At 70.1% G+C, this 20079-nt stretch carries 19 protein-coding genes; 10 read left to right on the top strand and 9 right to left on the bottom strand.

Annotation, left to right across the window (positions count from 1 at the left end; genetic code table 11):
* Window positions 1–66: 66 nt before the first annotated feature.
* Genes ACFYRH_RS14620 through ACFYRH_RS14605 form a run of 4 tightly spaced genes read left to right on the top strand, consistent with a single transcriptional unit; the run spans window position 67 to window position 2981 of the window.
* Window positions 67–795, top strand: coding sequence for a MerR family transcriptional regulator (locus ACFYRH_RS14620; protein ID WP_387773750.1), 729 nt, complete (start codon window positions 67–69; stop codon window positions 793–795).
* Between the two features lie 41 nt (window positions 796–836).
* Complete coding sequence (locus ACFYRH_RS14615) at window positions 837–1802, top strand: phosphotransferase family protein (protein WP_387773747.1); 966 nt, start codon at window positions 837–839, stop codon at window positions 1800–1802.
* 19 nt (window positions 1803–1821) lie between these two features.
* A complete protein-coding gene (gene fdhD, locus ACFYRH_RS14610; protein ID WP_387773744.1) occupies window positions 1822–2655 on the top strand; it encodes a formate dehydrogenase accessory sulfurtransferase FdhD in 834 nt (277 codons plus the stop codon).
* Between the two features lie 47 nt (window positions 2656–2702).
* Window positions 2703–2981, top strand: a complete 279-nt coding sequence (locus ACFYRH_RS14605) for a hypothetical protein (RefSeq protein ID WP_387773741.1) — start codon at window positions 2703–2705, stop codon at window positions 2979–2981.
* Between the two features lie 5 nt (window positions 2982–2986).
* Here the strand turns inward: ACFYRH_RS14605 and ACFYRH_RS14600 are convergent, their stop codons facing one another.
* Window positions 2987–5761 (bottom strand): AAA family ATPase, encoded by a 2775-nt coding sequence (locus tag ACFYRH_RS14600; RefSeq protein WP_387773738.1) that lies wholly within the window; start codon window positions 5759–5761, stop codon window positions 2987–2989.
* Entirely contained in the window at window positions 5758–6885 is a 1128-nt protein-coding gene (locus tag ACFYRH_RS14595; protein ID WP_387773736.1) for an exonuclease SbcCD subunit D, read from the bottom strand. Before ACFYRH_RS14595 ends, ACFYRH_RS14600 begins: the two co-directional genes overlap by 4 nt.
* 191 nt (window positions 6886–7076) lie before the next feature.
* Here ACFYRH_RS14595 and ACFYRH_RS14590 point away from each other — a divergent pair, with 191 nt between their 5' ends.
* Both ACFYRH_RS14590 and ACFYRH_RS14585 read left to right on the top strand, forming a co-directional pair.
* Complete coding sequence (locus tag ACFYRH_RS14590) at window positions 7077–7631, top strand: GNAT family N-acetyltransferase (RefSeq protein ID WP_387773733.1); 555 nt, start codon at window positions 7077–7079, stop codon at window positions 7629–7631.
* On the top strand, window positions 7624–8118 hold the full coding sequence (locus ACFYRH_RS14585) for an HAD family acid phosphatase (protein ID WP_387773730.1): 495 nt from the start codon (window positions 7624–7626) through the stop codon (window positions 8116–8118). Before ACFYRH_RS14590 ends, ACFYRH_RS14585 begins: the two co-directional genes overlap by 8 nt.
* A 356-nt stretch (window positions 8119–8474) precedes the next feature.
* Here ACFYRH_RS14585 and ACFYRH_RS14580 read toward each other — a convergent pair whose 3' ends face one another.
* From ACFYRH_RS14580 to ACFYRH_RS14560, 5 genes are read right to left on the bottom strand one after another with little or no spacing between them, the layout of a single operon-like run.
* Window positions 8475–10148 (bottom strand): ABC transporter substrate-binding protein, encoded by a 1674-nt coding sequence (locus tag ACFYRH_RS14580; protein ID WP_387773727.1) that lies wholly within the window; start codon window positions 10146–10148, stop codon window positions 8475–8477.
* The gene (locus ACFYRH_RS14575; protein WP_387773724.1) at window positions 10145–11155 is read right to left on the bottom strand and encodes an ABC transporter ATP-binding protein; all 1011 of its coding nucleotides are present in this window, start codon (window positions 11153–11155) and stop codon (window positions 10145–10147) included. Before ACFYRH_RS14575 ends, ACFYRH_RS14580 begins: the two co-directional genes overlap by 4 nt.
* The gene (locus ACFYRH_RS14570) at window positions 11152–12150 is read right to left on the bottom strand and encodes an ABC transporter ATP-binding protein (RefSeq protein ID WP_387773721.1); all 999 of its coding nucleotides are present in this window, start codon (window positions 12148–12150) and stop codon (window positions 11152–11154) included. The genes ACFYRH_RS14575 and ACFYRH_RS14570 overlap by 4 nt, the downstream gene beginning before the upstream one ends.
* Window positions 12143–13141, bottom strand: coding sequence for an ABC transporter permease (locus ACFYRH_RS14565; protein WP_387773718.1), 999 nt, complete (start codon window positions 13139–13141; stop codon window positions 12143–12145). Before ACFYRH_RS14565 ends, ACFYRH_RS14570 begins: the two co-directional genes overlap by 8 nt.
* Complete coding sequence (locus ACFYRH_RS14560) at window positions 13141–14070, bottom strand: ABC transporter permease (protein WP_387773715.1); 930 nt, start codon at window positions 14068–14070, stop codon at window positions 13141–13143. Before ACFYRH_RS14560 ends, ACFYRH_RS14565 begins: the two co-directional genes overlap by 1 nt.
* Window positions 14071–14214: 144 nt before the next feature.
* On the opposite strand from ACFYRH_RS14560, the gene ACFYRH_RS14555 reads away from it, so the two are divergent.
* From ACFYRH_RS14555 to ACFYRH_RS14540, 4 genes are read left to right on the top strand one after another with little or no spacing between them, the layout of a single operon-like run.
* A complete protein-coding gene (locus tag ACFYRH_RS14555) occupies window positions 14215–14715 on the top strand; it encodes an alpha/beta fold hydrolase (protein WP_387773712.1) in 501 nt (166 codons plus the stop codon).
* A gap of 9 nt (window positions 14716–14724) precedes the next feature.
* Window positions 14725–15429, top strand: a complete 705-nt coding sequence (locus ACFYRH_RS14550; protein WP_387773709.1) for a nucleotidyltransferase domain-containing protein — start codon at window positions 14725–14727, stop codon at window positions 15427–15429.
* Between the two features lie 52 nt (window positions 15430–15481).
* The gene (locus ACFYRH_RS14545; RefSeq protein WP_387773706.1) at window positions 15482–16993 is read left to right on the top strand and encodes a TldD/PmbA family protein; all 1512 of its coding nucleotides are present in this window, start codon (window positions 15482–15484) and stop codon (window positions 16991–16993) included.
* Window positions 16990–18396 carry a metallopeptidase TldD-related protein gene (locus ACFYRH_RS14540; RefSeq protein WP_387773703.1) on the top strand — a complete coding sequence of 469 codons (1407 nt, stop codon included), beginning with the start codon at window positions 16990–16992 and terminating at the stop codon, window positions 18394–18396. Before ACFYRH_RS14545 ends, ACFYRH_RS14540 begins: the two co-directional genes overlap by 4 nt.
* Window positions 18397–18463: 67 nt before the next feature.
* Here ACFYRH_RS14540 and ACFYRH_RS14535 read toward each other — a convergent pair whose 3' ends face one another.
* Both ACFYRH_RS14535 and ACFYRH_RS14530 read right to left on the bottom strand, forming a co-directional pair.
* A complete protein-coding gene (locus ACFYRH_RS14535; protein ID WP_387773700.1) occupies window positions 18464–18889 on the bottom strand; it encodes a DUF805 domain-containing protein in 426 nt (141 codons plus the stop codon).
* Between the two features lie 167 nt (window positions 18890–19056).
* Window positions 19057–19716 (bottom strand): class I SAM-dependent methyltransferase, encoded by a 660-nt coding sequence (locus ACFYRH_RS14530; protein WP_387773697.1) that lies wholly within the window; start codon window positions 19714–19716, stop codon window positions 19057–19059.
* Window positions 19717–20079 lie beyond the last annotated feature (363 nt).

The raw sequence follows: 20079 nt of genomic DNA, 5'->3' as shown, positions 1-20079 counted from the left end.
GCCACAGCACTCAGGGGGATCCTTAGGCTTGTATCTCCTGTTGCGGGAGGTGTGAGGGTGGCTGGCATGGACCACTCGATCGGTGCGGTGGCGCGGTTGGCCGGGGTGTCGGTGAAGACCGTGCGGTACTACTCCGACCTCGGGCTGCTGACGTCGCGTCGTACCAATGCCGGCCACCGGCGGTACGACGGGAGCGCGGTGGCGCGGCTGGAGCTGATCCGCACGCTGCGCGCACTGGGCCTGGACCTGGAGACCGTGCGGACCGTACTGGAGCAGGAGCGGACGCTGGCCGACGTACTCGCGGCCCACGCGGAGGCACTCGCCGTACAGATCCGGACGCTGCAGGCACAGCATGCCGTCGTCGCGGTGGTCGCTCACCATCACTCGACCCCCGAGGAGCTCACTCGCATGCACGACCTGACCGCACAGTCCGAGCAGGACCGCCGCGCGCTGATCGCCGGCTTCCTCGACAGCGTGATCGGCGACGATCCTCGCCTCGCCGCGATGCGTCAGAACCTCACGCCGGTCCTCCCCGACAACGCCGAGCCCCGCCAGGTGCAGGCCTGGCTGGAGCTCGCCACGCTCGCCTCCGACGAGGACTTCCGGGCAGCGGTACGCCGGATGGCAGTGGGCTACCGCGCACTCGCGGGAGACGATCTGCTGTGGTCCGACCCGGAACTGCGCGGGCGGCTGATCGAGTTACGGCGTACCACCGGCGGACCGCGATGGCACCGGTACGTCGAGTTGGTTGCCCTGGTCAACGGATGGGCGGCGCCGTCACGCGTCGCGGGATAAACCACGAGCGCGGCCGGGTCCGTGCTCCTATCGTGTATGGGATGAGCCGCGCCCCCGACGTCGACTACTCCGCCACCTCAGCCCGCCCGGACTGGACCTCGCTGCCCCGGGCGCTCCAGGAGTCGATCGCCGCCGCGCTCGGCGCGAAGGTCAGCGCGGTCGCGCGTCCGGTCAGCTCGGGTTTCACCGGCGGCTTCGCGGCCCGCGCCGAGCTGGCCGACGGCCGCCGCGTCTTCATCAAAGCCGCGCCGGCCGGGCAGCACGCGTACGACGCCTACCGGCGCGAGGCCGAGGTGGTCCCTGAGCTCCCGGCTTCGGTGCACGCTCCGTCCATCGTCGCCACCGTGCAGGAGCACGACTGGTTCGCGGTCGCGTCCGAATGGGTCGACGGCCGGATGCCCGGCGATCCCTGGACCGCGGCGGACTTCGCGCGCGTGACGGCCGCCTGTGAAGCGATGGCCGACGCCTTGCGGCCGAGTCCGCTGGCAGGGCTCGACAGTTTCACGGAGCTGGTCGTGGAGGACATCACGGTTCCGACGGAGATCCTCGCGGGCGACATGCCGCTGCCGGCCGGTCTCCAGGACTGGGTACCGGGAGTGCTCCCGGAGCTGGCCGACCTGACCGCCGCTGTTCCCGACGTACTCGTCGGCGATACCGCGACGCACTCCGACCTGCGCCCGGACAACCTCCTGATCGACGACGCCGGCACCTGCTGGACGGTCGACTGGAACTGGCTGACGCTCGGCCCGCGCTGGGTGGACTGGGTCGGCCTGCTGCCGCTCGCCCAACACCACGGCATCGACACCTTGACCGCGCTCACGCGCAGCCCGCTGACGGCCGACGTACCCGGTGATCAGCTCGACTGCCTGATCGCGGCGATCGCCGCGTGCATGATGCGGAGGGCCGATACGCCCCCGCCACCGGGATGTACGCCGGCGTTGCGCGAGCACCAGCGGCTGTCCGCGTGGACCGCGCTCGACTGGCTCGCCGTGCGCCGGGGCTGGTGAGGCGGCCTACTGTGGGGGCATGAGCAAAGGGCCTACCACCAGGTTCAAGGTCGAGGTGCTCGACGGTGACCGGACGTCGCGCCGGGAGGACCTGGTCACCACCGAGGAGCCGCTGGAGCTGCGCTTGGAGTGGCCGGGCCGGCCGCCCGAGCCGCTCGTCGTCACGATGCGTACCCCGGGCGCGGACTTCGAGCTCGCCGCCGGCTTCTGCCTCGGCGAAGGCTTCGCCGTCCGCCCCGGTGCGATCCATACCGTTGCCTACTGCACCGATGTGGCGCTGACCCGCGAGCAACAGTTCAACACCGTCACGGTCGCCCTCGACGGTCCGCCGGACCGCGAGCCACCCCAGCGGTACGGCGTGACGTCGGCCGCCTGTGGTGTCTGCGGCCAGCAGAGTCTCGACGAGCTCGCCGAGCGTGAGTACGACCCCGTCGATCCGGTCGAGGTCCCGCTCGGCGTCGTACGCCGGCTGCCCGATCTGCTCCGCGAGGCGCAGCCGATGTTCAGCCGGACCGGCGGACTGCACGCGGCGGGCCTGTTCGCCACCGACGGACGGAAGGTCGTCGTGAAGGAGGACGTCGGCCGGCACAACGCGGTCGACAAGGTCGTGGGCTGGACCGTCCTGAACCAACACAGCCGCAGCGGGCTGGTGCTCGCCGTCAGCGGCCGGGTCGGCTACGAGATCGTGCAGAAGGCGGTCGCCGCGGGAGTCGGGATGATCGTGGCGGTGGGTGCGCCCTCGAGTCTCGCCGTCGAACTGGCCCGCCGGTTCGACGTCACGATCGCCGGGTTCACCCGGGGTGAGCGCTGCGTCGCCTACAGCGCACCGGAGCGGATCATCCGCCAGGTCTGATGTGCCCGTCCCCACCGCCGCCGGATCGTGGAGGCGGAGGGGGAATCATGAAACGTCGCTACGCCGCCATCGCCCTACCGATCCTGGTCTGCGGCGCGACAGTCGCCGGCGCGGCCCCGGCCTCGGCCCGCGCCATCGATCCCGACGACCCGCACCATCCGCAGCGGACGATCGTCCAGCACCCGGAGACGACCGTGGTCATCCAGGTCCCGGTGGACGACACCGCCAACGAGATCGCGCAGACCATCGCCGGCGCCGTCGTCGGCGCGGGGCTCGCGAGCGGCGCGCTGTGGTACTACTACCGCCGCCACCCGTACGCCCGCTGATCGGCTCAGTCGTCGAGCTTGATGAAGGTGGCTTTCGGGACGTACTCGTAGCGGTCCGGCATGCAGGTCAGGATGATGATCTGACCGTGGTCCCCGGCGCGGCCGAGGAGCGCGCCCATGTCCCGCAGCCGGGCCTTGTCGGACCAGCCGAGCGCATCGTCGAAGATCACCGGCACGCTGGAGTCACCGGTGCTCACCAGGTGACTGATCGCCAGCCGCGTGATGATCGCGAGCTGCTCCTGCGCACCGGTGGACAGCGCATCGACCCGCAACCGCGTGCCCTCCAGCTCGCGCTCCGCGACCGCGAGATCGTCGTCCAGCCAGACCCGGAACGACGGTCCGTACACGCTCCGCCCGAGCGCCTCGATCCGGCTCTGCAAGGGCTCGGAGTACTTCGTCTGCGCCTCGGCCCGATGCCGGCTCAACGTCTCGTGCACCCGCCGGGCCGCCTCCGCGCGACGCTCCAGGCTGTCGTGCTCCGCCCGTACGGCGGCCAACTCCAACTCGGCCAGATCGCGCCGGGTCGCGAGCCCGTCCCGCCCGGACTGCTCCAGGCGGCCCTCCGTCGTACGCAAGGCGTCGCGCAGCGTGTCCCGCTCCCCCTGCAACCGGGCCGCGACCGCCAGCGCGTCCGCCAGCTCGCCCGCGACCTGATCCGCCCCGGCCGCATCCGCCTGCTGCTGTACGGCGGTCAGCTCCTCGAGCACCGCTTCGACATCGGCCGTCGCCTCGGTCTCCGCCGCGGCCACCGCCTCGTCGTCGAGCACCGCGCGGGCCGCGTCCAGCTCCTCGACCGCGGCCGCCAACCGCTCCCCCGCCAGCTCCGAGCGAGCGCGCGCGTTCTGCGCCTCGGACCGATCCTCGTCGGCCGCCTTGCGGGCCTGCGCGGCCGCGAACTCGGCGTCCGCCAGCAGGCGCTCCGCCTCGGCCAGCCCGTTCCGGGCCGCTTCGAGCGCGCGTTGCGCTCCCGCGAGATCGTCCGGCCGCGGCGCCGGCTCCTCGACATCGTCGAACAACGTGTCGTGCGCCGACGCGAACTCGGTGAACTCCGCGAACAGCGACATCTGCCCTGGCACGCCTTCGACTGCCGGCTGTTTCGGGCCGCTCTCCTCGGCGTCGTCCGCCGGACCGGGCCCGAGCCGCGCCGTCAGCACCGCGATCCGCTCGCCCGGATCGCCGCCGGCCGTCAGGGATTTCTCGGTCCGCCGGGCCTCGTTCAGCTCGGCGCTCGCGGTGTCCGCCTTGCGCAGCAACTCGCGCGCGGCCGCGACATCCTTCACGCCGGCCTTCTTCAGCAGGTCCTTCTCCCGCCGTACGGCGTCGTCGACGCGGGACCGCAGCGTCGCCGCCTCGCCACCCGCGCGGACCGTGACCTCGACCTGCCCCGGCACACCGACGACCAGCTCACCGGAGACCAGCACCTCGGTGGTCTCGTCGAATCCGAGCTCCGACGGCACGGCACCCCGCGACCCGTCGAGCCCGGTCCCCGACAACTCCACCGGCTCCGCGCCAAGCCGCCGTACCGTCACCTCGGGGACGCCGGCGGCGAGCGCCGCGCGGGCCTCGACGACCGCGGCGCGAGCGTCCTCCAGCGCCGCCACGATCGCGTCGTCGACCTTGATCCGGTCCAGGATCGTGCCGGCCGCGGCGATCCGGGCACGGACGTCGACGAGCTCGCTCTGCTGACCGAGCAGCCGGTCGAGCTCGGCGCGATCCATCAGGTCCGAGACCCGCCGCTCCGCCTCCTGGACGTCGGTCCGCCGGAGGTCCTTGAGCTCGACCACCTCGGCCAGCGTCGCCTCGGCGGCGTGCACGGTGTCCGCGGCCGTCTTCGCGACCAGCTCGGCGTCGGCCCGCCGGGTCGCGAGCTCGGCCTCGGCCTTCACGAACCGCTCGACCTCGTCGAGCAGCCGCTCACGTTCGAGCCTGGTCCGGGTGTGGTTCTCCAGCCGGGCCCGCGCGGTCTCCGCCCGCGAGCGGATCGAGTCGCGGCGGAGCAGGATCTCGTCGGTCGCCTGCTTGCGCTCGCGCAGTTCCTCCAGGCCGGCCAGGTGGTCGCCGAGCCGGCTCGACACGTCGTCGAGATCGAGGTTCAGCCGCTCGGCCCGGCGGATGTCGGACTGGACCTCCTCCATCGCCTGCAGGGCCTGCGCGGCGGTGAGCTCGGCCGCGGCGACCGCCTTCGCGGACCTGGCGAAGTCGCCGGTCGGCTTGCCACGCGGCGTCCAGTACCGCAGGTACTCGTGTTCGACCGCCGACACCAGCGGCATCGACGCGCCGTCCACCGGAGTGCCGGACTCCGCGGTGACCGCGGTGATCAACGGCTCGGCATCGGCCGGCGTTGGGAGCACCAACGACTGGCCCTGGCTGACCATCAACGTCTGCCAGAGCACCGGGTCGACGTGCGAGTGGAACAGCCGCTCGGCCTCGTTGTGGGCCTCGCGCCCGGTCCAGGACTGCCGGCGGCCGTCCGGCTCGACGACGGTCAGCTCGGTGGAGCGGTTCTTCAGCCAGCGCTTCGCGTACGTCAGCTCGCGACCACCGAGGCTCAGCTCGACGGTGACCTGCGGACCGACGTCCTGGCCGACCGGCTGGATGTCGCGGATCCGGGTCGACTTCGAGTCGTCGGGCAGCTCGAAGACCAGCCCGAACGCCTCGACCAGGCTCGACTTCCCGACCTCGTTGTCGCCGACCACGACCGTGGTGCCGAGCGTGCGGAACCGGACAATACGGTCCTTGACGCCACGGAAGTCCCGTAGCGCCAAGCTGTGTAATCTCATCCCGCGTCCCGTGCCAATCGGTGCATCAGCGAGAGCGCGGCACCGGCGCCCTCGTCGCCGCCGGCCAACGCCTGCCGCAGCTCCTCCATCGCGGCCCGGGCGGGACCGCTCAGCTGCAGCGACTCCAGGTCGGCCGCGTCCGGCGCGGGCCGCACGGTCCAGAACTTGACCCAGCGCTCGACGCTGGCGAACACCTCGCCCTGCGCGTCGATCATCGCGTCCAGCCGGCTGAGCGACGGCAGCGGCAGCGACCCGTCGCCGGCCAGCCGCACGTACGTCCGCTCCTTGTCCGGCAGCTCGGCGAACCAGTCCTCGAGCGCCTGGATCGCCTCCTCGTCGAACAACTCGACGCGGTGGTCGACCATGTGCCACGCACCGACCCGGACCGGCTCGACGTCGATGTCGCTGTGGCCGACCGTCACCTTGAGGACGTTGCCCGGAGCGTCCTCCTCCGGCGACGTGACCTCCTGCGTCCCCGAGAACCAGATCCGGTCGGTCACCCGAGTGGTCGAGTGCCGGTCGCCGAGTCCGACGTACTGCAGGCGGCCGTCGGCGACCGCGGCCTCCAGCGCCACCTGGTCGATGGTCGGTACGTCGGACATGCCGCCAGACAGACTCGTCAGCTGCCCATGGGCGAGCAGGATCCTGATCGTGCCGGGGTCGGCCGAGAGCTCGGCGTACCCCGGAGCGGCAGGATCCGAGAGCGGGCGCCGCGACCGCCACGGGGCGCCGACGATCTCGACCCCCGGCAGGATCTGGAACGGCGTCGTTTCGGTCAGGACCGTGACGTGCTCCGGTGCGTGCGCCTGCCACTGGCTCGACGTCCACAACGAGCCGGGCTCGAGCGCGTCGTGGTTGCCGGGCAGCAGCACGACCGGGACCGGGATTCGCTTCAGCGCCTCGCAGGCCCGCAGGATCGTCTGCCGCTCGACCTGGTTGTGCTCGAACACGTCCCCGGTGACGACCACGAACGCCGCCCCGGTGCGCTCCGCGACCTCGCCGATCCGCGCGACAGCATCCAGCCGCGCCTGACCCCACCGGGCCTGGCCGTCCGGCCCCAGGAACCGGCGCATCATCCCCAGCTGCCAGTCCGAGCTGTGCAGAAACGTGATCGAGTCGTCCATTGCGGGAAGAACGCTAACCCGAGCCACCGACAGTCGCACACTCAACACACAGAATCGCCACACACCGCCCACACTCCGGACACGCCTTCGCCCGCGCCGACCCGCCCTCACCCGCCCTCTTTGTGCACCAGGTCCGCGGGACGCGGCCCTCGGCATACGGACCTCGTGCACGAAGATGAGAAGGTTCGGGGGTGGCGGCGAGGTTGGAGACGGAGCGGTTGCGGTTGCGGCGGTTCGGGACCGGCGACGTCGAGTTGCTGGTCCTGCTCGACTCGGATCCAGCGGTGATGCGGTTCCTGACCGGTCAGCCGACCCCGCGCGCCGAGATCGAGCGCGTGATCCTGCCGGGGATCCTGCAGGTCTACGCCGAACATCCGGGGCTGGGGACGTTCGCGGCCGAGGAGAAGGTCGGCGGGGCGTTCGTGGGGTGGTTCGGGATGCAGCCGACCGACGACCCGGCGACCGTCGGCGTCGGGTACCGGCTGGTGCGGGCCGCCTGGGGCAAGGGGTACGCCACCGAGGGGACGAAGGCGTTGATCGCGCACGCCTTCGCACTCGGCATGGAACGGGTCGTGGCGGACACGATGGCGGTCAACCACCGCTCCCGCGCGGTGATGCGGCGATCCGGGCTGCGCTTCCTGAAGGTGTACCACGAGCACTTCGACGACCCGTTGCCCGGAACCGAGTTCGGCGAGGTGCTGTACGGGACCGATCGACGGACCTGGGAGGCTGGTACCCATGAGTGACGACCGGCCGTACGCCGTACTCGACATCGACGCGACGCTGTCCGACACCAGCCGGCGGATCCACTTCATCGAGCGGAAACCGAAGGACTGGGACTCGTTCTTCGCCCACGCCAAGGAGGACGCGGTCCTCGACGAGGGTCTCGCCGTCGCGACGACGCTGGCCGCGGACCACGTGATCGTCTACCTCACGGGGCGCCCCGAGCGGCTCCGGCGCGACACCGAGAAGTGGCTGAAGGACAACGGCTTCCCCGACGGCAAGATCTACATGCGCGGCAACACCGACCGCCGCCCGTCCATGCTGATGAAACTCGGCCGCCTGAAACGACTGTCCGAGCAACGCCCGGTGGCCGTGCTGGTCGACGACGACGAGAAGGTCGTCACAGCAGCCCAAAAGGCCGGCTACACGGTCATGCGAGCCGACTGGGGCCTCGACCCCGAGTCCCAGCCCACCCTCTTCGAAGCCCAAGAATCCGAGGGCCGCACCTGAGCCGGATGCCGTCTGTGCCGTGCACTGGTTCGACGCTGCCGGCACCCTCCAGCGCGGCTCGCGCGTAGGCGCCGGCATGAGACGAATCCCCGGAACGAGTGACTTACTCGGGCGCCGCCGGCGAGTCGCGCGCCCCGGCTTTCCGCACGGCGCGGCTTGACAGCTTCGAGGGTTATCCGCTCGTGTTGGGGGTTGTTCGGTGATGTAACAGCGGAGAACCCCCAAGGCGGACGGATAACCCCGCTTGTTGGAGCGGCGGCGAGAGCCTTCGATCCCGGCGCCAGCCTGCAACCTCCCCCACACCACGGCCCTCGGGACAAGTGCTTACTCATCCCGGGGCCGGTGTGGCGTGCCTGTTACTTGCTCAGGCCGATGATCAGTTGGTTGGGGTACGGCGGGTATGAGGACAGGTAGAAGTTCTGCACCTTCGAGCCGTGCAGGAACGCGTTGCGGGCATAGACCAGCGGGACGACCGGCGCGTCTTGCAGGATCTGCTTGTCCAGCGCGGCCCACAGGCCGGCGGCCTTGTCGCGGTCGGTCTCGGCGGTCGCGGCCGCGATCCCGGAGTCGACCGCGGGGTTGGAGTAGCGGGAGATGTTGTACCCGCCGTTGCCGATCTCCGAGGATGCGAACAGCGGCTGGATGTTGCCGATCGCGCTCGGGAAGTCGGGCAGCCAACTGGACACCGTCAGGTCGAAGTCGGGCTTGTTGCCGGTGATCAGGTCGGTCAGCGGCTCGCTGTCGAGCGGCTTGATCTGAACAGTGATGCCGGCCCGCTTCAGACCCTGCTGGATCGCCTGCGCGACGTCCAGCCCGGTGCTGTTGTCGGCCACCAGTACGAGGTTCAGGTTGCTCACCCCGGCCGCCGCCAGCATCTGCTTGGCCTTCTCCGGGTCACCGGCCGGCGGCGCCTGGTACAGGTCGAACTTGTTGTACCCCGGGATGCCCGGCGTGATCAGTGTGCTCGCGATCTCACCGCCGAATTCCGGTCCGCCCTCGGCGACCTGGACCGCCTGCTTGTCGACGGCGTACTCGATCGCCTTGCGGACCGCCGGGTTGGCGAGCGCCGGGCGCTTGGTGTTCATCGCCAGGTACTCGAGCGCACCGGCCGGCGAGGTCGCGACGCGGGCCTTGACGGCAGGGTTGCCGTTGACCGTCGGGATCAGCGAGGCCGGGACCGACGTACCGGTGGTGGCGGCGAACTTGTCGTCGCCGGCGTCGGCGATCAGCCGCTGGTTGACCACGTTGGGCTGCAGGCCCATGTCGAGCACGATCGAGTCCGGCAGGCCGGTGCGGGCCTGGTCGGTGGACTTGTCCCAGTTCGGGTTGCGCTCCAGCTCGAGCTTCGAGCCGGGGGCGTACGACTTCACCTGGTACGGACCGCTGGCGACCGGCTTCTCGCCGTAGTGCGCCGGGTCGGTGTCGGCCTTCTTCGGCACCGGCGAGAACGCCGGCATGCTGGCGACCCACGGCCAGTCGCCGTACGGCTTGTTCAGCTTGAAGACGATCGTGGTGTCGTCGGGGGTCTCGACCGACGCGAGCTCGCCGCCCTTGTACGGACCGGTGTACTTGTCACCGCCGACGAGCAGCGACTTGTGGTAGCCGAGACCGCCGGACAGTTCCGGCGCGAACGACCGCTCGATGCCGTACTTGATGTCAGCGGCAACGATCGGCGAACCGTCGGCGTACTTCAGACCGGGCTTCAGCTTGTACGTCCAGGTCTTGCCGCCGTCGCTGACCTGACCGGTGTCGGTGGCCAGGTCCGGGACCAGTTCGGCCGCCTTGTCCGGCGAGGTCTTCCACGACGTCAGGCCGCGCAGCACCAGGTGGATCGAGCTGATCCCGAGGTTCTGGCTCTTGGCCGGGTCGAGGCTGATCTCCTTGCTGGTGGTCAGGATGTGGAAGGTTCCACCCTGCTCCGCGGCGGCGGTGCTGCCGGCCCCGGAGGTGCTCTTGTCGTTGGCATTGCACGCGGCCGCCGCCAGCGCCAACGCGGCAGCGACCGCTACCGCTCGGGTTATGCGTTTCATGGGGTCCTCTCAGGGGTGGGGGGCTCAGGGAAGTAGCAGGCGGCCCGGTGTTCGGTGGAGCCCTCGACGAGCTCGAGCACCGGTCGTTCGGTCGCGCACACGTCCTGCGCCTTGTAGCACCGGGTCCGGAAGGGGCATCCGGACGGCGGCGAGATGGGGGTGGGTACGTCGCCGGTCAGCACGATCCGATCCCGGACCACTCCGGGTTCGGGCACGGGTACGGCGGACAGCAACGCCTTCGTGTACGGATGCGCCGGGGCGTCGTACACCTCCGCGGCGGGGCCTTCCTCGACGATCGTGCCGAGGTACATCACCGCGATCCGGTCGGCGACCTGGCGTACGACGGCCAGGTCGTGCGCGACGAGCACGTACGACAGACCGAGCTCGTCCCGCAGGTCGGCGAGCAGATTCAGCACCTGGGCCTGCACCGAGACGTCCAGCGCCGACACCGGCTCGTCGCAGACCAGCAGCTCGGGCTTCACCGACAGCGCTCGGGCGATCCCGATCCGCTGCCGCTGGCCGCCGGAGAACTCGTGCGGGTAACGCTCGAGGTGCTGCTCGGCGAGTCCGACCTGCTCGAGCAGTTCGACGAGCTGTGCCCGCGTGGGGCGGATACCCTGCGCGCGGAACGGCGTACTCAGGATGGTGCCGACCGACTGCCGCGGGTTGAGCGAGGCCTGCGGGTCCTGGAACACCATCTGGACCCGGCGGCGGATCGGGCGCAGCCGGCGGCCGCGGACCGTGGTGACGTCCTCGCCGCCGATCTCGACCCGGCCCTGGGTCGGGTCGAGCAGCCGGGTGGCGACCCGGGCGAGCGTCGACTTGCCCGAGCCGGACTCGCCGACCAGGCCGAGCGTCTCGCCCTTGCGGACGAGCAGGCTCACACCGTCGACCGCGCGCACCGCCTGCGCCTTCTGCCACGGCACGCCGCGCAGACCGAAGTACTTCTTGACGTCCTTCAGATGCAGCAGCTCGTCCGTATCCCGCCGAGTACTCACGGTGCTCACAGGATCACCTCCGGACGGCGGCCCAGATGACAGGCGGCCTCGTGGTCGCCCTCACCGGGCCGCGGCGTCAGCTCCGGACGCTCGGTGATGCACCGCTCACCGACCAGATGCGTGTAGGCGCAGCGCGGCTGGAACGGGCAGCCGGTCGTGATCGCACCCGGCGTCGGCGGGCTCCCCGGAATCGTGGTCAGCCGCGGCTTCGGCGGTACGTCGACCCGCGGCATCGCACCGAGCAGGCCCAGGCTGTACGGGTGCGCCGCTCGGAAGAACAGGTCCCGCACGGTGCCACGCTCGGCCGCGCGCCCGGCGTACATCACCAGCACGTCGTCCGCGACCTCGGCGACCACCCCGAGATCGTGCGAGATCAGGATCAGGGCCGTCCCGAACTCCGCCTGGACGTCGTCGAGCAGGCGCATGATCTGCGCCTGCACGGTGACGTCGAGTGCGGTCGTCGGCTCGTCCGCGATCAGCACTCTGGGGTCGTTCACCAGAGCCATAGCAATCACGACCCGCTGCCGCATTCCCCCGGAGAACTCGTGGGGGTAACTGTCCGCCCGCCGGGCGGCGTCCGGGATGCCGACCTTGTCGAGCATCTCGACGGCCCGCTGCCGCGCCACCTTCTTGGAGACGTCGTGGTGCAGCCGGTACGCCTCGGCGACCTGCCAGCCGACGCTGTAGTACGGGTTCAGCGCGGACAGGGCGTCCTGGAAGACCATCGCGATGTCGTTGCCGCGGATCTTGCGCAGGTCGTCGTTCGGCAGGCCGTTCAGCTCGCGGCCGTTGAGCAGCACCTCGCCGGTGACCTCGGCGTTCGACGGCAGCAGCCCCATCACCGCGGCCGAGCTGACGCTCTTGCCGGAGCCGGACTCGCCGACGATCGCCAGCGTCTCCCCCGGCGCGACCGCGAAGTCGATGCCGTCGACGGCCGGCACCGGGCCGCCCTCGGTGCTGAACGTGACGCGCAGGTCGTGGACCTCGAGTACCGGCTCAGCCATGACTCACCCGCGGGTCGAGCACACCGTGCACCACGTCCACCACCAGATTCGCGAGGATGATCAGGAACGCCGAGAACAACGTGACGCCGACGACCACGGCCACGTCGAGCTGACCGACCGCGGTGATCAGCAGGTCGCCGAGACCCTGCATGCTGAACACCTTCTCGGTCAGGATGGCACCGCCGAGCAGCGCGCCGAGATCGAGGCCGAACAGCGTCACCACCGGCACCAGTACGCCGCGCAGACCGTGCGTCAGCACCACCCGCGCCTCGCCGGCCCCCTTCGCCCGGGCGCTGGTGATGTAGTCGAGGTTCAGCTCCTCGAGCATCTGCGACCGGGTCAGCCGGATGTACGACGCCGCCTGCAGGATCGCCAGCACGATCCACGGCGTGATCAGGTGCCAGGCCCAGTCGACCGGGCTCTCGGTCAGCGGCACGTAGCCGTTCACCGGGACCATGTTCAGCCAGAACCCGAACACGAGGATCGCCAGCAGACCGAGCAGGAAGGACGGCGTCGACACCCCGAGCAGCGCGACCCCCACGGCCGCCCGGTCGAGGAAGCGGCCCCGGTTCAGCGCCGCGACCACGCCGAGCGAGACACCGAGCACCAGCCACAGTACGGCGGCACCGAGCGCGATCGAGGCGGTGATCGGCAGCCGGTCGAGGATCAGGGTGGTGACCGGTCGAGCCAGCGGGAACGAGTACCCGAAGCACGGGGCGTCGCAGTGCACAGCCGCCGTACCGTCGCCGAAGGTGCGGCCGGCGAAGATGCCCTTGAGGAAGCTCAGGTACTGCTGCAGGGTGCTCTGGTCGAGCTGCATGAAGTGCCGGGCCTGCTCGAGGCGGTCCGGCGTACAGGGCTTGCCGCACGCGAGGTGGGCCGGGTCGGCCGGGATCGCGTAGAAGACCAGGTAGACGGCGAGGCTCAGCGCGAGCATCACCAGCAGCGCGGCGAACAGGCGCCGGATGACGAACCAGACGAGACCGGGCATCAGTTCGTCCTCCGCAACCGGACGTCGAACGCGTCCCGCACCCCGTCACCGAGCAGCGTGAAGCCGAGCACGGCGAAGAACAGCATCATGCCCGGGAACAGCAGGAACCACGGGTCGGCGCCGGTGTAGACCCAGGCGATCGAGTCCGAGATCGAGCGGCCGAGACTCGGTGTCGGCGGTGGTACGCCGACGCCCAGGAAGGACAGCGCGGCCTCGGCGCCGATGTACCCCGGGATCGCCAGCGTCGCGATCACCAGGACCGGGCCGAGCAGGTTCGGCAGCAGTTCGCGGGTGATCACCATCCAGCCGGTCGAGCCGACGCTGCGGGCCGCCTCGACGAACTCGCGGGCGACCAGCGAGCGCGCCTGGTTCCGGATCAATCGGGCCAGGCCGGCCCAGCCGAAGAAGCTCAGCACCAGGATCAGCAGCAGCCAGCGCGGGAACCGCGCCGGAACGATGATGCCGAGGGCAATCATGAAGACGAGCTGCGGGAACCCGAACAGGAAGTCGAGCAGCCGCGACACGACCGCGTCGTACCAGCCGCCGAGGTACGCCGCGCTGATCCCGACCAGGGTGCCGACCACCGTCGTGATCGCGGTGACCACGACCGCGATGAACAGCGACGTACGGAGGCCGAGGACGACGATCGCGAACAGGTCCCGGCCGGTCAGCGGCTCCACCCCGAACCAGTGGCTGCCGCTCACCCCGCCGAGGGCGCCCTGCGGCGCGTTCCCGCGGGCCGGATCGAGCAGATCGATGTGGTACGTCGTCGCGTCCTGACCCGACAGAGCGACCAGCAGCGGCGCCGCCGCCGCGATCACGACCAGCAGACCGACCAGCGCGACGCCGATCCGCGCGCTGCGGTCGCGCCGTAGCCGGCGCAACGCCTGCCGGGTGGGCGATACGGTCCCGGCGACCGAGGAACTCACAAGTACTCCCGACAGGTTCGAAGCTGCAGCCGACAAAACCTAGGCCGCATCCTTCCACCACCGTGCTCGCATCTCGAATTCCGAGAATCTCAGGTCGATAACTCCAGATTCGGTTAGCTCTGGTCGGCCGGTTACGCTCCGCACGTGGAGGGACTCCTGCAGGTCGGCGACCGGATCGTGCTGTACGCCGTTTACGGCACGGCGGGCGGCCTTCCCGCACTCTCCTTCGGTGGCTCGCCGAGCACGCGCTGGAAGCGCCCGGACGCGGTCGAGGCGATCGAGGCCTCCGGCCTGTGGATGGCAGTGCCGGACCGGCCGGGGTACGGCGGATCCACGCGCCGGCCCGGCCGGACAGTGGCGTCCGTGGTCGACGACGCGGTAGCCCTGGCGGACGCCTTCGGGTGGGAACGCTTCGTCGTCACCGGCGGCTCGGGAGGCGGACCGCACGCGTTGGCCTGCGCCGCCCTGTTGCCGGACCGCGTCACCCGCTGCGCGATCACCGGCAGTATCGCACCGGCCATCGTCGACGGTCCGGAGCCGACCGAGGACGAGGAACGAGCTGATCCGCGCCGCAACCGCACCTCGTGGCTGGCTGCGCCGGTACTACGTGGGCGGTCACATCCCGCCGGCAAATGCGTACCGTGAACTCCTGCGATGGCTGACACTGTCCTGATGGACCTGGCACGCCAACTCGTCGACGAGCTGTATCCGGACGCCCGAGCCGCGTGGCTGGGCGGAAGCGTGGTGCGTGGCGACGCCGGTCCGACGTCCGACCTGGACATCACCGTGCTGCTCGACGGCCCGCCGGCGCCGCGACGACGGTCGCTGGAGTACGGCGGTTGGCCGGTCGAACTGTTCGTGCACACCGAGAAGTCGCTGCGTTATTTCGCCGACAAGGACCACGACCGGCGGCAGCCGACGATGATGCGGTTGGTCGGCGAATCCGTCGTACTGCTGGACACGGATGGAACCGGGGCGCGTCTGCTGTACGAGTTCCGGGCCGAGGTGGTGGCCGGTCCCCGTCCGTTGTCCGCGGACGAGTTGGACCTGTTGCGCTACACGATCACCAACCTGGTGGACGATCTGGCCGATGCGACAGGTGACACCCGCCTGGCGATCGCGTCGGTCCTGTGGCAGGACGCGGCGCGGCTGTTGCTGACCGGCGCCGGCCACTGGTCCGGCACCGGCAAGGGGTTGCTGCGCGAGGTCACGGCGTACGACGTTGCACACGGCACCGATCACGCGGCGGCGCTGATGACCGGCCTCCGATCGACGGACTTGGTGGACGAGGTGGACCGCATTCTGGCGCCGTACGGCGGCCGCTTGTTCGACGGCTTCGAACTCGCGGCTCGGCTGTAAGCCTGGGGATAACCTTCGTGGCTTCGGCGAGCAGCTGTATAAGGTCGGTTTCGTGCCTGATATCGACGCAGCATTCCTCGCTCTCCCCCGGCAGGAGCTGGCCGCGGCCGCCCTGCAGCGCGCCCGCGATCTCGGCGCGACGTTCGCCGAGTTCCGGCTGGAGCGGATCCGGTCCGAATCCATCTCCCTGCGTGACAGCGTGCTGGAGAGCGCCAAGGACGACGAGGACCTCGGCCTCGCGGTGCGCGTCATCCACGACGGCACCTGGGGCTTCGCCGCCGGAGTAGCGCTCACGGTCGACGAAGCGGTCAGTCTCGCCGAGCAGGCGGTGAACATGGCCCAGGTGTCCCGGCCGATCAACGCCGAGACGATCGAGCTCGCCGACGAGCCCGTGTACGACGACGTCACCTGGATCTCGGCGTACGAGATCGACCCGTTCAGCGTGCCGCGGGCGGAGAAGGTCGCGCTGCTCACCGACTACAGCGACCGGCTGCTCACGGCGGACGGCGTCGCGCACGTGAGCGTCCACGTCGCCACGATCCACGAGTGCAAGTACTACGCGAACACGGCCGGGACGTCGTACACGCAGCAGCGGGTCCGGATCGGCCCGGACATCACCGCGCACGCGGTCGCCGAGGACCGGTTCGACTCGATGTCGTCCACCGCTCCCCCGGCCGGCCGCGGCTGGGAGTACATGACCGGCACCGGCTGGAACTGGGACGACGAGCTCGCCCGGATCCCCGGCTGGCTGGCCGAGAAGATGGCCGCCCCGACCGTCGAGGCCGGCGCGTACGACGTCGTCATCGACCCGTCGAACCTGTGGCTCACCATCCACGAGTCGATCGGCCACGCGACCGAGCTGGACCGCGCGCTCGGCTACGAGGCGAACTACGCCGGCACCAGTTTCGCCACCCTCGACAAGCTCGGCACGCTGAAGTACGGCTCACCGGTCATGCACGTCACCGGCGACCGCACCGCCGAACACGGCCTGTCCACCGTCGGGTACGACGACGAGGGCGTGGCCGGCCAGCAGTGGGACCTGGTCAAGGACGGCATCCTGGTCGGCTACCAGGTCGACCGCCGGATGGCGAAGAAGAACGAGGACGTGCTCGGCACCCCGCGCTCCAACGGCTGTGCGTACGCCGACTCCTCGGGCCACATCCCGATCCAGCGGATGGCCAACGTCTCGCTGCAGCCCGCCGCCGGCGGCCCCTCGACGGAGGAGCTGATCAGCCGGGTCAAGAACGGGATCTACATCGTCGGTGACAAGTCGTGGTCGATCGACATGCAGCGGTACAACTTCCAGTTCACCGGCCAGCGGTTCTACAAGATCACCGACGGCAAGCTCGACGGTCAGCTCCGCGACGTCGCCTACCAGGCCACCACGACCGACTTCTGGGGCTCGATGGAGGCAGTCGGCGGCCCGCAGACGTACGTCCTCGGCGGCGCTCTGAACTGCGGCAAGGCCGAGCCGGGTCAGTCCGGCGCCGTCAGCCACGGTTGTCCGTCCGCGCTGTTCCGCGGCGTCCGCATTCTCAACACCACTCAGGAGGCCGGCCGGTGACGGGCATTCAACTCACCCCGCAGGACACCATCGAGCGGGGTCTCGCACTCGCCGCGGCGGAAGGCGCCGACGGCTGCGTCGTGATCGTCGCGGAGACCTCCAGCACCAACCTGCGCTGGGCGAACAACACGCTCACCACGAACGGCGCGATGCGCGGCTCGAGCGTGACCGTGATCGCCACCGTCGGCTCCGGCGAGGGTACGGCGGCCGGCGTCATCGGCCGCTCGTCGGTCACCGAGGACACGTTGCGCGAGCTCGTCTCGGCGGCCATCGCGACCGCCCGCGCGGCCGGCCCCGCCGAGGACGCCCGCCCGCTCGTCGACGGCACCGTGACCGCCGACTGGGACCTGGAGCCCGAGGTCACCACCGTGGGCGTGTACGAGAAGTTCGCGCCCACACTCGGCGAGTCGCTGAAGCGCGCCGACGCGGAGAAGCGCCGCCTGTACGGGTTCGCGAACCACGAGGTCGTCACGCTGTACGTCGGCTCCTCCACCGGACTGCGGCTGCGTCAGGCGCTGCCCCGCGGCTACGTCTCGTCGACCGGCAAGAACGCCGACCTCAGCCACTCGGCCTGGGTCGGCACCGCGACGCGCGACTTCAGCGACGTAGACGCGCTCGCCCTCGACGCCGAGCTGACCCGCCGGCTCGGCTGGGCCGGGCGCTCGGTCTCGGTCGACGCCGGCCGGCACGCGACGATCCTGCCGCCCGCCGCGGTCGCGGACCTGATGACGTACCTGTTCTGGCAGCTCGACGGGCGGGACGCGTTCGAGGGCCGGACGGTGTTCTCGAGGTCCGGCGGCGGCACCCGGCTCGGCGACACCCTGTCGCCGCAGCCGGTGTCCCTGCACTCGGACCCGGCGCTGGCCGGCCTCGAGACGTTCGCGTTCGCGGTGGCCCGCTCGTCCGGCGGTTCGTCGAGCGTGTTCGACAACGGGTTGAGTCTCGCGGCGACGGACTGGATCCGTGGCGGGAAGCTCGAGCACCTGATGACGAGCCGGTTCACGGCTGAGCTGATCGACGTACCGACGGCGACGCCGGACATCGACAACTACGTCGTCACGGTGGACGGCGCGAGCGGTTCCACCGACGACCTGGTGGCCGGACTCGACAACGGTCTGTTGCTGACCTGCCTCTGGTACATCCGGATGGTCGACCCGCAGACGCTGCTGCTCACCGGTCTGACGCGCGACGGCGTGTACCTGGTCGAGAACGGCGAGGTGACCGGAGCGGTGAACAACTTCCGGTTCAACGAGAGCCCGGTCGACCTGCTGGCCCGGTTCACAGGCGCGGGCGCCACGGTGCCGTCGTTCTCGCGGGAGTGGGGCGACTACTTCTCGCGGACGGCGACGCCGCCGCTACTGGTGCCCGACTTCAACATGTCGAGCGTCAGCCAGGCCAACTGACGCAGAACGCCCCCGCGACCGGTTCGGTCGCGGGGGCGTTCTTTTCTGCGCTTGCCGTCGTACTCCGTCAGACGGTCGGGTAGCCCGGCTCGGCCGGCCCCGCCTGGCCCGGGCCGCCGAACCGCTCGGCACCCTTCGGGTCCGGACCGTACTGGTTGTCACCGGCGGTCCCCTCCTGGGCCGCCAGCACGATGAACCAGATGAACCCGACACACGGGATCAGGTTGATCAGGATCCACCAGCCGGAACGGTTGGTGTCGTGCATACGCCGGATCGCGACACCGATCGTGGGCAGCAGGACCGCGAGGCTGTACAGCGTCGAGAGCCAGCCGGACGAGCTGTTGCCGCCGAAGTCGAGCCCGAGGATCTTGTCCAGGATGGACAGGATGATCGAAACGATCGCGCTGAAGAGCACGAACATCCAGTACTCTTTGCGCCGGGCCCGTCCGTCGAACACGGCGTACTTCTTCAGGACGTCGATGTACCACTGCATTGCTGTATCTCCGATGCTTGAAGGTGAGACGCGGACAGAGCCTGTCGGAACCGGTCCGGTTCGTCAATGCAACTTTTCGCTTTGGTGACCACACCGCAATCTGGCGCGCCGAAACCCGAGACAACGTCACCTGTTCGGAACCGGCGCTCCTAGACCCGGCTTCAGCTTTACTCCTGCTTCGTCATCGTGACCCGGAGCATCCGCCGCTGCCCTTCCTGGTACGGCGTCGCGTCGTCGAGCCGCCAGTTCTCGCCGAGCTCGGTCACCAGCGCGTCGTCGAAGAACCGCCCCACGAACCCGTCGTGCATGGACAGGCCACCGTCCAGTTGCTGCCAGTGCTGCGAACACGGGTCGTCGGTCGACCACACGGCGTACACGAACCGGCCACCCGGAGCGAGCACCCGGCGCGTCTCGGCCACCAGCGAACGCAGCTCCGACGGCGAGAACGCCATGTTCAGCAGGAGATTCGCGAACACCGCGTCGACCGTGGCATCGGCCGGCGGCAACGGATCCCGGACGTCGTGCAGCGCGGCGGTCACGCGGTCGTCGAAGCCCTCACGCTGCGCCTCCTGCCGCAACTGGTCGAGCGCCGCCTCGCTGAAGTCGGTGGCGTGCACACTGAATCCCTGTCTGGCCAGGAAGAACGCGTCCCGCCCGTGCCCCGCGCCCAGCTCCAGCACGTCATCGATGCCGGCGGCACCGAAGACGTCGACCGCCCACCGCGCCGCCGCCGAAGGCTCCGTCCCGTGCAACCGCGGCTGCCGCGCGTACGCCGACTCCCACCGCTCCTGCTGAGCTCTCGCAAGCTCGACATGCCCAGTACTCATCGTGCTCCCCGTGTTCGCCCCACCGACCTGGCCGATCGACAGACCGCAGCAGCCTACGTCACAACACCAACCAGACGCACCCAACCGCCATCCCGTTCCCACACCCGAACACCCCGCCTGCATTTGTCCACAGACTTACCCACACCCCGAAAATCTTTGCCTGCCGCAACAAAACGGGATCGGATTTCCGGGCAGCCGATCACTGCGAGCGAAATCGGCAGGAATGGGCGACGCGCTGGCACCGACGGCGACCGGCCCTGCGCCGCCGCATAATGGCTATATTGACCTCGCGGTGCGAGGCGTGCGCGAGACTCGCCAGTCTCATAATATCTCGAAACGGGCCATAGCACACCTGCTCGGTGG

Origin of the sequence: Kribbella sp. NPDC004875 (assembly GCF_042873375.1) — a bacterium.
Lineage (GTDB): Bacteria > Actinomycetota > Actinomycetes > Propionibacteriales > Kribbellaceae > Kribbella.
The sequence above is the reverse complement of the archived record's forward strand: the minus strand, read 5'-3'. Positions and strand labels throughout refer to the sequence as shown.